The organism is Salipiger sp. H15 (genome assembly GCF_040409955.1).
In the GTDB taxonomy this organism is placed as follows: Bacteria; Pseudomonadota; Alphaproteobacteria; order Rhodobacterales; family Rhodobacteraceae; genus Salipiger.
In genome coordinates, this window is sequence record NZ_CP123385.1 from 1,007,556 (window position 1) to 1,020,722 (window position 13,167).

Annotated in this window: 12 protein-coding genes; 7 read left to right on the forward strand and 5 right to left on the reverse strand. The window is 70.4% G+C overall.

Going from position 1 to position 13,167, the window contains the following annotated elements; genetic code table 11:
• Positions 1-47: 47 nt before the first annotated feature.
• The 5 genes from PVT71_RS19040 (at position 48) to PVT71_RS19060 (ending at position 4,993) form a co-directional block, all read left to right on the forward strand.
• Positions 48-977, forward strand: a complete 930-nt coding sequence (locus PVT71_RS19040; protein WP_353474020.1) for a serine hydrolase — start codon at positions 48-50, stop codon at positions 975-977.
• A gap of 86 nt (positions 978-1,063) precedes the next feature.
• Positions 1,064-1,552 carry a signal peptidase II gene (gene lspA, locus PVT71_RS19045; RefSeq protein WP_353474021.1) on the forward strand — a complete coding sequence of 163 codons (489 nt, stop codon included), beginning with the start codon at positions 1,064-1,066 and terminating at the stop codon, positions 1,550-1,552.
• A 55-nt stretch (positions 1,553-1,607) separates the two neighbouring features.
• Entirely contained in the window at positions 1,608-2,126 is a 519-nt protein-coding gene (locus PVT71_RS19050) for a DUF3035 domain-containing protein (RefSeq protein ID WP_353474022.1), read from the forward strand.
• Between the two features lie 102 nt (positions 2,127-2,228).
• Positions 2,229-3,650, forward strand: coding sequence for a pitrilysin family protein (locus PVT71_RS19055; protein WP_353474023.1), 1,422 nt, complete (start codon positions 2,229-2,231; stop codon positions 3,648-3,650).
• Complete coding sequence (locus PVT71_RS19060) at positions 3,647-4,993, forward strand: pitrilysin family protein (RefSeq protein ID WP_353474024.1); 1,347 nt, start codon at positions 3,647-3,649, stop codon at positions 4,991-4,993. Before PVT71_RS19055 ends, PVT71_RS19060 begins: the two co-directional genes overlap by 4 nt.
• A 174-nt stretch (positions 4,994-5,167) precedes the next feature.
• Here PVT71_RS19060 and dapA read toward each other — a convergent pair whose 3' ends face one another.
• Positions 5,168-6,043: a 4-hydroxy-tetrahydrodipicolinate synthase gene (dapA, locus tag PVT71_RS19065; RefSeq protein ID WP_353474025.1), complete on the reverse strand. Its 876-nt coding sequence runs from the start codon at positions 6,041-6,043 to the stop codon at positions 5,168-5,170.
• Between the two features lie 140 nt (positions 6,044-6,183).
• Between dapA and PVT71_RS19070 the strand changes: the two genes are divergently transcribed.
• Positions 6,184-8,133 carry a lytic transglycosylase domain-containing protein gene (locus PVT71_RS19070; protein ID WP_353474026.1) on the forward strand — a complete coding sequence of 650 codons (1,950 nt, stop codon included), beginning with the start codon at positions 6,184-6,186 and terminating at the stop codon, positions 8,131-8,133.
• A 68-nt stretch (positions 8,134-8,201) separates the two neighbouring features.
• On the opposite strand, the gene PVT71_RS19075 is transcribed toward PVT71_RS19070, so the two are convergent.
• The 3 genes from PVT71_RS19075 to PVT71_RS19085 form a co-directional block, all read right to left on the reverse strand.
• Complete coding sequence (locus PVT71_RS19075; protein ID WP_353474027.1) at positions 8,202-9,395, reverse strand: UbiH/UbiF family hydroxylase; 1,194 nt, start codon at positions 9,393-9,395, stop codon at positions 8,202-8,204.
• 57 nt (positions 9,396-9,452) lie between these two features.
• On the reverse strand, positions 9,453-9,668 hold the full coding sequence (locus tag PVT71_RS19080) for a hypothetical protein (protein WP_353474028.1): 216 nt from the start codon (positions 9,666-9,668) through the stop codon (positions 9,453-9,455).
• A gap of 99 nt (positions 9,669-9,767) precedes the next feature.
• The gene (locus PVT71_RS19085) at positions 9,768-10,412 is read right to left on the reverse strand and encodes a pyrimidine 5'-nucleotidase (RefSeq protein WP_353474029.1); all 645 of its coding nucleotides are present in this window, start codon (positions 10,410-10,412) and stop codon (positions 9,768-9,770) included.
• 146 nt (positions 10,413-10,558) lie between these two features.
• Here PVT71_RS19085 and PVT71_RS19090 point away from each other — a divergent pair, with 146 nt between their 5' ends.
• Positions 10,559-11,203: a GntR family transcriptional regulator gene (locus tag PVT71_RS19090; protein WP_353474030.1), complete on the forward strand. Its 645-nt coding sequence runs from the start codon at positions 10,559-10,561 to the stop codon at positions 11,201-11,203.
• 3 nt (positions 11,204-11,206) lie between these two features.
• On the opposite strand, the gene PVT71_RS19095 is transcribed toward PVT71_RS19090, so the two are convergent.
• Positions 11,207-13,093 carry a glycosyltransferase family 2 protein gene (locus PVT71_RS19095; protein WP_353474031.1) on the reverse strand — a complete coding sequence of 629 codons (1,887 nt, stop codon included), beginning with the start codon at positions 13,091-13,093 and terminating at the stop codon, positions 11,207-11,209.
• Positions 13,094-13,167: the final 74 nt, after the last annotated feature.

Here is a 13,167-nt window from a genome sequence, read left to right on the forward strand (position 1 = left end):
CTCGCGGGCGGGCAGGTTCCGCCCCGGATTTTCAAGGAGAGATTGGCGTGAAGGTATTCTCGAGGCTCGCCCTGACGCTGTTCCTGTGGGCCATCGCGGCCGGTCCCATGCTGGCCCAGCAGTCGGACCAGGTGGTGTCCGTGGCGCCGGACGCCGATTTCGGAGACACGCTGGCCGGGCTCGGGGCGCTGGGCGACGAGGTCTCGTGGCTGGTGACGCGCGGCGACGAGGAGCTGACCTCGATGGCGGCGTCGCATCCCATGGCCGTCAACTCGGCCTTCAAGCTCGGGATCCTGTCGGTGCTCGCGCGCGAGGTGAAGTCGGGCCGAACCGACTGGGACCGGGTGCTGCGGCTCGGCGAGGCCCAGAGATCGCTGCCCTCGGGGCGGCTGCAGGACTTTCCCGACGAGGCGCCGGTGACGCTGCACACGGCGGCGCTGCTGATGATCGCCGAGAGCGACAATACCGCCACCGACCTGCTGCTCGACCTGCTGGGGCGCGAGGCCGTGGCCGAGGAGCTTGGCGTCACCCCGGACGCGATGCTCTCGACGCGGGAATTCTTCGCGCTGCGGGCGGATCCCGCGATCCGGCAGGCCTGGCTCGACGCGCTCCCCGAGGACCGGCCCGCGATCGCCGCCGAGGCCGCGGCGCTGCCGCCGGATCCCGCGGCGGCCACCGGGCCTGCGGTGCCGGGCGTCGACTGGTACGTGCCGCTCGACCGGCTCTGCGCGCTGATCCTGCCGGTCGCGGACCTGCCGATGCTGCAGATCAACCCCGGTCCGGCCGAGGGGATGGGGCCCGCCGCCTACAAGGGCGGCTCGGAGCCCGGCGTGCTCAACTTCACCGTCGCGCTCAGTGACGCACAGGACCGTCCGCTCTGCGTCGCACTCACGGTGAACGATCCGGGCGCGATCGACGAGCAGGCCGCCACTGCCGCCTTCCGCGCGCTGCTCGCCCGCGCGATGGCGCAGCCGTGAGCCGGGCAGGGGTTTCCCTCGCGGCGCGCTGACTGTAGACCTCTGCGGAAACCCGGGGCACGGAGGCCCCGGCGCAAGGAGACCTCATGCGGCTGGTACTGGTGACGGCGGCGATCACCTTCGTGGTGGATCAGCTTTCCAAATGGCTCGTGGTGCACGTGATGGGCCTGGCGCAGCGGCTGTCGATCGACGTGCTGCCGCCGGTCCTGAATTTCCGCATGGCATGGAATCGCGGGATGAATTTCGGCCTTTTCGCCGATGACGCGGCGGCGGCGCGCTGGACGCTGATCGCCGTGGCGCTGGGCATCGTGCTCTTCGTCTCGGTCTGGCTGCGGCGCGACCCGCCGGGCGCGCTGGGGCTGATCTCGGGCGGGCTGCTGATCGGCGGCGCGCTCGGCAACGTGATCGACCGGCTGGTCTACGGCGCGGTCGCGGACTTCCTCAACATGTCCTGCTGCGGGCTGAACAACCCCTTCGCCTTCAACGTCGCCGACATCGCGATCTTTGCCGGCGCGATCGGGCTCGTGCTCTTCTCGGGCGGCACCGAGGCGGGCAAGCGGAAAAAGGCCCCGTGACGGGACGGCGCGGATCGTATAGATCAGGGCCAAAGGCAAGAACCGGAGAATGGCCATGAAGCTGCCGCATCTCGTGCTGATGATCGGAGGGGTCGCGCTAGCCGCGTGCACCTCGAGCGAGCCGCGCACGCTGCACCAGCTGCGCAACAACCGCGGCACGCCCGAGGAATTCGCCATCGTGCCGAACAAGCCGCTGGAAATGCCGCAGAGCTTCGCCGAGCTGCCGGCGCCGACCCCGGGCAGCGCCAACCGCACCGACCAGACGCCCTTTGCCGATGCCGTCGCCGCGCTTGGCGGCAATCCCGCGGCGCTTGTGGTGGGGGAAGTTCCCGCCCGCGACGCCGCGCTGGTGAACGGTGCCTCGCGTTTCGGCCGCGACGGCAACATCCGCGCCCGGCTCGCCGTCGAGGACGCCCAGTTCCGCCAGGACCGCTCGGTCTTCAACTGGAAGCTCATCAAGGACGACGAGTACAACAGGGCCTATCGCGAGCAGATCCTCGATCCCTACGCGGCGCTTTACGCCTACCGGAACGCCGGCGCGCGCACCCCGTCTGCGCCGCCTGTCGCCGACTGAGCACGCGGCCCTTCACGAAAGCGCAAGCCCAGCTTGGAATGACTGCCCCCGACCCGTAGGTTGGGGGCAGATTTCGTTTCACCGAAGGATTGGGGCTTGCAGATGAAGTCATGGAGCGCGGCGCTGGCCGTGGTGGTGCTGTCGGCGATGCCGCTGCGGGCCGAGACGCCGGAGGGGCCCGAGAAGACCCCGGTCACCACCTTCTCGCTGGGCAACGGCATGGATGTCGTCGTGGTCGAGGATCACCGCGCGCCGGTGGTGGTGCACATGGTCTGGTACAAGGCGGGCTCCGCCGACGAGACCGCGGGCAGCTCGGGTGTCGCGCATTTCCTCGAGCACCTGCTGTTCAAGGGCACCGACAAGATGGCGCCGGGCGAGTTCTCGAAGATCGTGGCACGCAACGGCGGCACCGACAACGCCTTCACCTCCTTCGACCAGACCGCCTATCACCAGCGCGTCGCCGCCGACCGGCTCGGGCTGATGATGGAGATGGAGGCGGACCGCATGGTCAACCTCAAGCTCGACGAGGAGGACATCCTCACCGAGCGCGACGTGATCATCGAGGAGCGCAACATGCGCACCGAGAACGATCCGGGCGCGCTGCTGCGCGAGCAGATGAACGCGTCGCTCTATCTCAACAGCCGCTATGGCGTGCCGGTGATCGGCTGGCGCGAGGAGATGGAGAACCTCGACCTCGGCGACGCGCTGGCCTTCTACCGCCGCAACTACGCGCCCAACAACGCGATCCTCGTGGTGGCGGGCGACACCACCCCCGGCAAGGTGCGCGAACTGGCCGAGCGGACCTATGGCCAGCTTCCCGCCAACCCCGAGGTCGGCGCGCCGCGCGCGCGCCCGCAGGAGCCGCGGCAGATGGCCGAGCGCCGGCTGCGCTTCGAGGACCCGCGCGTGGCGCAGCCCTACGTGATGCGCCTCTACCTCGCGCCCGAGCGTGATCCCGGCGACCAGCAGGAGGCCGCGGCGCTGACCCTGCTGGCCGAGATCCTCGGCGGCGGCCCGACCTCGGTGCTGAACCAGAAGCTGCAGTTCCAGCAGCACAAGGCGATCTACGTGGGCGCCTTCTACGACGGCACCTCCTACGATGACGGCAGCTTCGGCTTCGGCATCGTGCCGGCGCCCGGCGTCACGCTGGAAGAGGCCGAGGCGGCGCTCGACGCCGAGCTCGCGGCCTTCCTCGAGACCGGCTGCGACGAGGCGCAGCTCGAGCGGATCAAGTTCCAGGCCCGCGCCTCGGAAATCTACGACCGCGACGACGTGGCCAGCGTGGCGCAGCGCTACGGCAACGCGCTGACCTCGGGGCTGACGGTCGAGGACGTGGAAGCCTGGCCCGGGATCCTGCAGGAGGTGACCGGCGAGCAGATCGTCGCCGCCGCGCGCAAGGTCTTCGACAGGCGCCACTCGGTCACCGGCTACCTGACCACCCCCGCGGACGCGGCGCCCGCGTCCTCCTCCGAAACGGCACCCGTGTCGCTGCCGCAGACCAATGCCGAAGAGGTGAGCCAATGAAGTTCTTCGCCCTTCCGAAGCCGGTGATCGCCCCGCTGATCGCCGCCGCCGCCTCGCTCTGGCTGGCGCTGCCCGCCGCGGCCGAGATCGACGTCCAGCAGGTCGAGACGCCGCACGGCTTCAAGGCCTGGCTGGTCGAGGAGCCCTCGATCCCCTTCACCGCGCTCGAGATCCGCTTCCGCGGCGGCGCGGCGCTCGACGCGCCGGGCAAGCGCGGCGCCACCAACCTCATGGTCGGCCTGCTCGAAGAGGGCGCGGGCGGCTATGACGCGCAGGGCTTCGCCGCCGAGGCCGAGGCGCTGGCCGCGAGCTTCCAGTACGACTCCGGGCAGGATACGGTCTCGGTCTCGGCGCGGTTCCTCACCGAGAACCGCGCGCAGGCAGTGGAGCTGCTGCGCCAGAGCCTGATCGAGCCCAGCTTCTCCGACACCGCCATCGAGCGCGTCCGCGCGCAGGTGCTCTCGGGCATCCGCAGCGACGAGAAGGACCCCAACGCCATCGCCAGCACGACCTTCTACGCGAAGGTCTTCGGCGATCACCCCTACGGCTCGGATTCCTCCGGCACGGTCGAGAGCGTCTCGGCGCTGACCCGCGACGACATCGTCGCCGCCTGGAAGAACGCGATGGCCAAGGACCGCGTCTACATCGCCGCGACCGGGGACATCTCGCCCGAGGATCTCTCGGCGCTGATCGACAACCTGCTCGGCGACCTGCCGGAGACCGGCGCGCCGATGCCGCAGGACGTCGACGTGCAGACCAGTGCCGGGGTCACCGTGGTGCCCTTCGAGACGCCGCAGTCGGTGGCCTTCTTCGGCGAGAAGGGGCTCAAGCGCGACGACCCCGACTTCTTCGCCGCCTACGTGATGAACACCATCCTCGGCGGCGGCGGCTTCGAGGCGCGGCTGATGAAGGAGGTGCGCGAGAAGCGCGGCCTCACCTACGGGGTCTATTCCTACCTCGTGCCGATGGACCATGCCGAGCTCTACCTCGGCCAGGTGGCCTCGGCCAACGACCGCGTCGGCGAGGCGATCGGCGTGATCCGCGACGAATGGGCAAAGATGGCCGAGAGTGGCGTCACCGACGAGGAGCTGGACCAGGCCAAGACCTTCCTCACCGGCGCCTATCCCCTGCGCTTCGACGGCAATGCCCCGATTGCCGGCATCCTCGTGGGCATGCAGATGGACGGGCTGACCCCGGACTACATCGCCACGCGCAACGACCAGATCGAGGCGGTGACCCTGGACGACGTCAAGCGCGTCGCCGCCCGCCTGCTGCGGACGGATGCGCTGCGCTTCGTGGTGGTCGGCCAGCCGGTGGGCGTCGAGAGCACCGACGCGGAGTGAGAGCGCGCGCCCCGGCGGGCCACACCGCCGGGGCAGAATGCAGAGGAGGCGGGTCCATGCCGGACCCGCCTCCTTCTTTTCACGGCCGCTTCCACATGTCGGAAATATCCCGGGGGTGCGGGGGCAGAGCCCCCGTCTTCCCGGAACCGCGGGACGCGCGCCCCGCGACGGGCCTCAGTGCATCAGGCCGGCGTGGCGCAGCGCCGCGTCGATGCGGGCGCGCACCGGCTCGGTCACCGGCACCAGCGGCAGGCGCATCTCGTCGTTGCAGAGGCCGAGGCGGCTCATCGCGTATTTCGCGCCGCAGACGCCCGGCTCGGCGAAGATCGCCTGGTGCAGCGGCATCAGCCGGTCCTGCAGCTCGAGCGCCTTGGCATAGTCGCCCGCCGCGGTGGCCGCCTGCATCTGCGCGCAGAGTGCCGGGGCCACGTTCGCGGTCACCGAGATGCAGCCGACGCCGCCCTGGGCGTTGAAGCCGTGCGCGGTGGCGTCCTCGCCCGAGATCTGCAGGAAGTCCGGGCCGCAGGTGATGCGCTGCGCACAGACCCGTGCGAGATCGCCGGTGGCGTCCTTGACGCCGATGATGCGCGGCAGCCTGGCAAGCTCGCCCATCGTGGCGGGGGACATGTCGACGACCGAGCGGCCGGGGATGTTGTAGATGATGATCGGCAGGTTCGCGCAGTCATGCACGGCGGTGAAATGCGCGATCAGCCCGGCCTGGGTCGGCTTGTTGTAATAGGGGGTGACCACCAGCGCCGCCTGCGCGCCCACCTTCTCGGCGAACTGCATGAAGTGGATCGCCTCGGCGGTCGAGTTCGAGCCCGCGCCCGCGATCACCGGCACCCGGCCCGCGGCGGTCTTCACGACGCACTCGACGACCGCCTCGTGCTCTTCGTAGCTGAGGGTCGGGCTCTCGCCGGTCGTTCCCACGGGCACCAGCGCCGAGCTGCCCTCGGCCACGTGCCAATCGACGAGTTTCTTGAGCGCGTCGAAATCCACGACGCCGTCCTTGAACGGCGTGACCAGTGCTGGCATCGAACCTTTGAACATGACACGCTCCTTGAATGTTGATGTGTTCGCTGCGGCTCCTCGAAGCGCAAGTCTGGAGGGAATGTGAATTGGAACCCTCTCCGCCCCACGCTAATGTCCGCGGCGTGTCTATTCCTTTTCGTCAAGGAAATTGCAAGCTCATGTCGCGCCTCCGCGCCGCTCTCTTCCTGCTTCTTGCCCTGATTGCCACGCCCGCCCTGCCGCAAGACCGCCCGCTCGCGAAAGCGTTGGCGGAGATGCGCTCGGGCAACTGGGCCGCTGCCCTGATCGAGTCGCGCGGCGACGGTCAGGCCGCGCTCGACGTGGTGCTCTGGCATTACCTTCGCGCCAGCCGGGGCAACGCCGCCCAGGTCATGGAGTTCATCCAGCGCAACCCGGACTGGCCGGGCATGCCCTACCTGCGCGAGAAATCCGAGATCGCCATCTCGGAATCCGATCTCGGCACCATCCGCCAGTTCTTCTCGGGCTACATGCCGCAGACCGGCGCCGGGGCGCTGGCGCTGGCGCGCGCGCACATGGCCGAGGGCGAGCGCGGGGCGGCCGAGGCCGACATCGTCATGGCTTGGCGCACCCTGCCGCTGGCCCCCGAGGAGCGGGCGACCTTCCTGCGCGACTGGGGCGACCTGCTGAAGCCGCATCACCAGGCGCGGCTCGACATGGCGCTGTGGCAGGGCTGGGAAGAGAACGCCCGGGCGCTGCTGCCGCTCGTCTCGGACGGCTGGCGCAAGCTCGCCGAGGCGCGGCTGGCGCTGCGCGCGCTCGATCCCGGCGTCGACGTGCGCATCGCCGCGGTCCCGGCGGAGCTGACCAACGATCCGGGGCTGGCCTACGAGCGCTACCTCTGGCGGATCCGCAAGGGCCGCGGGGATGACGCGATCTCGCTGCTGCTCGAGCGGTCGAGCAGCGCCGAGGCGCTTGGCGAGCCCTGGGCCTGGGCCGATCGCCGCGACGATCTCGCCCACCAGGAGCTGCGTCGGGGGGATGCCGAGACCGCCTATGCCATCGCCTCGCGCCACGGGCTGACCGAGGGCGAGCAATTCGCGTCGCTGGAATGGCTCTCGGGCTTCATCGCGCTGCGCTTCCTCGAGGATCCGCAGACCGCGCTGCGGCACTTCCGCAATCACGACGGCGCGGTGGCCTCGCCGATCTCGAAGGGACGGGCCGGTTACTGGATCGGCCGCGCGCTCGAGGCGCTCGGCGACACCGAGGAGGCGCGGCAGGCCTATGCGCAGGGCGCGCAGTACCAGACCTCGTTCTACGGGCTGCTGGCGGCGGAGCGCGGCGGGCTGCCGCCGGATCCGCGCCTTGCCGGGACCGAGCAGTTCCCCGACTGGCGCAGCGCGCCATTCACCCAGAGCAGCGTCTACAGCGCCGCGGTGCTGCTGCTCGCCTCGGGCGAGACGACGCTGGGCGAGCGCTTCCTGACGCACCTCGCCGAGGGGCTGGACCGGCAACAGATCGGCCAGCTGGGCCAGATGCTGGCGCAGATGCAGCGCCCGCATGTCGAGGTCATGGTCGGCAAGCGCGCGGCGCAATACGGCATCGAGCTGGCGGGTCCCTATTACGCCCTGCACCCCGACCTGCTGAAGACCGAGTTCCCGATCCCGCGCGAGATGGTGCTGGCCATCGCGCGGCGCGAGTCCGAGTTCGATCCGCGGGTTGTTTCGGGCGCGGGGGCGCGCGGGCTCATGCAGCTGATGCCGGGCACCGCCAAGGAGGTTGCGGGCTGGCTCGGCGTGCCCTACAGTTTCGAGGGGCTGCTCGACAACCCGGCCTACAACGCCAAGCTCGGCGCGCGCTACCTGCAGAGCCTGTCCGAGAAGTTCGACGGCAACCCGGTGATGATGGCGGCGGGCTACAACGCCGGTCCGTCCCGGCCGATCAACTGGATGAAGGACTTCGGCAACCCGCTCGGCGGCGAGATCGACATGGTCGACTGGATCGAGCTGATCCCGTTCAACGAGACGCGCAACTACGTCATGCGGGTGACCGAAAGCCTGCCGATCTACCGGGCACGCCTCGGCGGCAACCCGCACCCGGTGCCGTTCAGCGAGGAGCTGCGCGGCCACACGTTGCGGGTCGGACGCTAGGCCCTTACGCGAAACGGGCCGGACGCGCGTCGCGTGTCCGGCCCGTGCAATGCTCAGCCCTTCATGCCTCAGCCCTTGGCGCCGAGCCCCATCTGCATCAGCGTCCGGCGCACCGACTTCACCCCGTAGAGCGCGTCGAGCGCCGTGGCGCGGGCGTCGCGCAGCAGCGGGCTCGACAGCATCGAGGCGCGGTTGAGCGCGGTGATCCCGGCGACGCGGGCGCGGATGTCGGGCATCCGCTTGCGGGCATAGGCATCCAGCATCGGCGCCTCGCCAAGCGCCTCGGGGCGCGCGGCGGCGAGATCGCGCAGCACCTTCATGTCGGCCAGCGACATGTTCAGCCCCTGAGCGCCGATCGGCGGCACCACGTGCGCCGCCTCGGCCACCAGCGCGAGCCGCTGGCCGGTGAGCGCCTCGGCGTGCTGGGCGATGATCGGCCAGAGGGTGCGGCGCGAGGCCAGCTTCAGCGGGCCGAAAAGGTGGCACGAGCGTTCGGACATGGCCGCCTCGAAGGCCTCGGGCGCGAGCGCCATCAGCGCCTCGGCCTTGGGGCCTTCCTCCATCCAGACGACCGCCGAGGAGGGGCGGCCCTCGAAATCGGGCAGCGGCACCAGCGTGAAGGGCCCGCCGGTACGGTGGATCTCGGTCGAGACATTGCCATGCGGGATCGGGTGGGTGGTGGCGAAGGCCAGCGCCTTCTGCCCGAAACGGGTGGTCTTCACCCCGATCCCCGCCGCCTCGCGCATGGGCGAGTCCCGCCCGTCGGCGGCGATCACCAGCCGGGTGCGCACCCGGCGGCCGTCGCTGAGCGTGACGCGGGCCTCGGCCTCGCGGGTGAAGAGCGCGGTGGTGGCGGTGCCGGGCAGGAAGGTGACGCCCGCCATCCCGTGCAGGTGGTCGGAAAGCTCGCGCCGCAGCAGCCAGTTGGGAAGGTTCCAGCCGAAGGGCAGCTCGGAGATCTCGGCGCTGTCGAAATCCTTGACGATGCGCGGCTCGGGCAGTTCGCCCCCGGCATCGACGATGCGCATCACCTGCAATGGCATGGCATGGGGCGCAAGGCGCTCCCAGAGGCCGGTCTCGGCAAGGAAGGCCTGCGCGGGCTGCAGGAAGGCGGTGCTGCGCAGGTCGGCGCCCTGCGCCTCGCGCTCGGTCACCGGCGGCGCCGGATCGACGCAGAGCACCGAGAAACCGGCATTGCCGAAGGCGGCGGCCGCGGTGAGCCCGGCGATCCCGCCGCCCGAGATGAGAATGTCGTAATCCATGACCGCTCTCCTTTGAGCCCCCTATCTAGGGCAGGCGCGCGGCCATGACCATGCGGCTTACTTGCCGACGGTGATCCACAGGATCATGAAGTAGCACACCGGGACCAGCGCGAGCGCGGTCATCGACAGGCCGGCAAGGCCGAAGGCCAGCGTGTTGACCACGGCGATCACCAGCAGCAGCGCGGCCACGAGGAAGAGCACGGCCTCGCCGCGGATCTTGCGGCTGGCGGGGGCGTGGGTGTCCTGAACGGTGGTGATGTCGGCTGCGGTCATCGGAATCTCCTGTCTGGGGTCGGGCAGGAGATAGGCAGGGCGGGCCGCGCCTCCCATGGCGAAAAGTGTCGCAGGTCCGGCGCGCGGCCGGGGCGCGGCTCAGGAGAGCCGTGCGAGGAATTCCGTCAGATCGTCCGTATGGTGCTGGATATGCGCGCCTTCTCCGCGTTCGGGGGCGACGTGCACGGTGCGCATTCCCATGGCGTGGGGTGCGGCAAGATTACGCGGATCGTCCTCGAACATGGCGGCGGTGCCGGCGTCGGTGCCCGAGAGTGTGAAGACGGTCTCGAAGGCCAGCGGTTCGGGCTTGGGCCGGTAGTTCGCGTGCTCGACGCCGTAGATCGCATCGAAGGCGGCAGCGAGCCCGCGCGCCTCGAGCACCCGCGCCGCGTAGGGCGCGCTGCCGTTGGTGTAGACGATCTTGCGCCCCGGCAGGTTCGCGATCAGCTCGGCAAGGTGCGGGTCGGGCTCGAGCGCGTCGAAGGAGATGTCGTGCACCTCGGTCAGGTAGGCGTCGGGGTCGAGCTGGTGGTTGGCCATGAGCCCGGCCAGCGTCGTGCCGTGATCCATCCACCAGCGCTTGCGCAGGGCGTTGGCCTCGGCCTGTCCGGTGCCGGTGACTCGCATCACCACGTCGGTCATCTTGCGCTCGATCTGGTCGAAGAGACGGGCGGCAGGGGGATAGAGGGTGTTGTCGAGATCGAACACCCAGTGGCGCACGTGGGAGAAATGCTGCTTTACCATGGCCGCAACCTACGCCCCGCGGCGGCGCGCGGCAATGGGCGGCGCGGCCATCGGGAGACGGTGCGGCACATGCGACGAAGCGGGGCGTTGATCCCATGCCCCTGCTACCGCTATCTTGCTGCATCACTTACGAAGGACTGCCCCAGATGAGCCAGAACCGGACACCGAACAAGGACGCTTATTCGCTGATCCTCGAGGCCATCGACCAGGGCATCTACCGCCCCGGGGACCGGCTGGTCGAAAGCGAGCTGGCCGAGCGATTCGGCGTTTCGCGCACCCCGATCCGCGAGGCGCTGCAGCGGCTCGAGACGCAATCGCTGCTGGCGCGGGACGGGCGGTCGCTGATCGTCGCCTCGCTCGACCACAACCAGATGGCCGAGCTCTACGTGGTGCGCACCGAGCTCGAGGGGCTGGCCGCGCGGCTCGCGGCGCGCCACGCCACCGAGGAAGAGGTGAAGGTGCTGCGCGACATGATCGACGAGGATCGCGCGCTGCTCAACGATCCGGCGGCGCTGGCGCGGGCCAACCGCCGTTTCCACCGGATGATCCAGCTTGCCTCGCACAACCGCTACCTCGTGCAGCAGCTCGACCTCGTGCACCGCTCCATGGCGCTGATGGCGACCACCTCGCTGGCCGCCGAGGGGCGCGGCACCAACGCGCTGGCCGAGCACGCGGCGATCGTCGACGCCATCGCCCGTCGCGACGAGGAAGCGGCCGACAAGGCGCTGCGCGAGCATATCTCGGTGGCCTTCGTCACCCGCCTCAAGCTCGACAGCCGCAAGACCGCCTGAGCGTCAGGTGCCGTCGGGGGGAAGGTCCGCGCCCACGTGGTCGGGCGGCGAGCGGCCGTGGCTGGTCTTGTCCCAGTAGAAGGGGCGGCTCAGCATCTCCCAGAGCGCCTTGTAGAGCGCGACGGTCGCCAGCGGGAAATAGAGGAAGAGCGTCGGCACCCAGGGCAGCAGCCCCGGATGCGGGCTGCGCAGCACGCCGCCGAGCCCGATGAGCAGCGACACCGCCTCGGCGCCGATCAGAAGCGGCGCGGTTGCACGCAGCAGCGCCGGCGTCTCCGGCCCGCTCAGCGGATGCGGCAGGCCGAGCAGGATCAGCCAGAACGACCAGAGCAGCGGCGCGAGCAGGAATTGCAGCAGCCCGGTCAGGAAGATCACCTGAAACCCGAAGAAGCGCCACGGCCCCAGCTCGCGCAGGAGGCGGCGCGGGCTGCGCATGTGCACGAGCCAGGTGACGAGGTAACCCTTGAGCCAGCGCGAGCGCTGACGGACCCAGGGCCAGACCTCGCAGTTCGCCTCCTCGCGGGTGACCAGCGGCAGGAGCTCGGTGCGGTAGCCGAACCGGGCCAGCCGGATGCCGAGGTCGGCATCCTCGGTCACATTGAACGCATCCCAACGGCCGACCCGGTCAAGCACCTCGCGCGGAAAGAAGGCGGTCGTGCCGCCAAGCGGAACCGCGAAGCCGAGCCGCGCGAAGCCGGGCAGCAGGATGCGGAACCAGGACGCGTATTCGATGGTGAAGCAGCGCGACAGCCAGTTCGCATGGGCGTTGTAGTGGTCGAGAATGCCCTGCACGCAGCCGAGGTCCGGGGGCGCACGGCTGAAATGCGCGGCGAGGCGGCGCAGCTGGTCGGGGGCCGGGCTGTCCTCGGCGTCGTAGATCCCGATGTAGGCGCCGCGCGCGAAGTCGAGCGCATAGTTCAGCGCGCGGGGCTTGGTGGTCACGCTGCCGCCGGGCACCTCGACGATGCGCATCCAGGGGGGCAGGGCGGTGGCCTCCAGCGTCGCGCGGGTGCGGGCGTCGTCGGCCTCGAGCACCAGCAGCGCCTCGAGCTGCGCGCGCGGGTACTCGAGCCGCCCGAGCCGCCGGACCAGCGTGGCGGCGATGTTCTCCTCGCGGTGCAGCGGGATCAGCAGCGAGAAGGACGGGGTCTGCCGCAGTTCGGACGGCGGCGCTGGCAGCGGCCGCAGCCCGGCGACGAAGGCGGCAAGCTTGGCGATCTGCCCGAGCGCCAGCGTGGCGGCGGCAACCGCAAGCGCGCCGGAAAAGAGCAGCGCCGGGGCGGTGAGGAGCAGGCCGAGCAGCGTCGTGGCCAGCAGGACAAGCGCCAGCGCCCGCCGGGGCGTCAGCCGGTTGAGGTCGCGGCAGCTGAGATCGTCCGGCAGCGCGGTCTCGGCCGTGGCGGCCAGCTCGGCGCCGTGGCGGGCGGCCAGTTCGGCGAATATGTCCTCCTCGGTGGCGAAGGCGATCTCCGGCTCCGGCTCGCCTGTGGGCAGGAGGGCACGCAGCTCGGCAAGCGCCTCGGGGCGGGCGAGGGCGAGCGAGAGGCGGTTGTCGCGCCGCATCAGGGGCAGGACGCAGTGCCGCAGGCAGGTGGCGGGCGGCAGCAGCCCGGCCAGCGCCGGAGCGGGGGCCAGGTCCTGCCGCGACAGCGACGGCACGCCGTGGCTGCGGGCCAGCGCATCGCGGATGGCCTCGGGGCGGGCGCGGCCCTCGGCGATCAGCAGGCGGGTGAGCGCGCTGCCCTGGGACTGGCTGCGCGCCAGCGCCTCGAGCGCTTGCGCCGGGTCGAGCGCGCCCTCCTCGACGAGGAGCGCGCAGAGCGGGCGGCCGAGACCGGGGCCCGGGCCGCTGCGGCGATGCTGGTGGTGGGTCGGAGGCGCGCCATGCATGACAGGCTCCTGAACTCTCTGGACAGGGAGAGTTCAGGGCATGACGGTAAATCGAACCTTAATTTGTGACCTTC

Excerpts from the sequence above, each read along its gene's own strand:
- dapA (WP_353474025.1), bottom strand. The coding sequence starts at position 6,043 with ATGTTCAAAGGTTCGATGCCAGCACTGGTCACGCCGTTCAAGGACGGC.
- PVT71_RS19055 (WP_353474023.1), top strand. The coding sequence starts at position 2,229 with ATGAAGTCATGGAGCGCGGCGCTGGCCGTGGTGGTGCTGTCGGCGATG.
- PVT71_RS19060 (WP_353474024.1), top strand. The coding sequence starts at position 3,647 with ATGAAGTTCTTCGCCCTTCCGAAGCCGGTGATCGCCCCGCTGATCGCC.
- PVT71_RS19090 (WP_353474030.1), top strand. The coding sequence starts at position 10,559 with ATGAGCCAGAACCGGACACCGAACAAGGACGCTTATTCGCTGATCCTC.
- PVT71_RS19070 (WP_353474026.1), top strand. The coding sequence starts at position 6,184 with ATGTCGCGCCTCCGCGCCGCTCTCTTCCTGCTTCTTGCCCTGATTGCC.
- PVT71_RS19095 (WP_353474031.1), bottom strand. The coding sequence starts at position 13,093 with ATGCATGGCGCGCCTCCGACCCACCACCAGCATCGCCGCAGCGGCCCG.
- lspA (WP_353474021.1), top strand. The coding sequence starts at position 1,064 with ATGCGGCTGGTACTGGTGACGGCGGCGATCACCTTCGTGGTGGATCAG.
- PVT71_RS19080 (WP_353474028.1), bottom strand. The coding sequence starts at position 9,668 with ATGACCGCAGCCGACATCACCACCGTTCAGGACACCCACGCCCCCGCC.
- PVT71_RS19075 (WP_353474027.1), bottom strand. The coding sequence starts at position 9,395 with ATGGATTACGACATTCTCATCTCGGGCGGCGGGATCGCCGGGCTCACC.
- PVT71_RS19085 (WP_353474029.1), bottom strand. The coding sequence starts at position 10,412 with ATGGTAAAGCAGCATTTCTCCCACGTGCGCCACTGGGTGTTCGATCTC.
- PVT71_RS19050 (WP_353474022.1), top strand. The coding sequence starts at position 1,608 with ATGAAGCTGCCGCATCTCGTGCTGATGATCGGAGGGGTCGCGCTAGCC.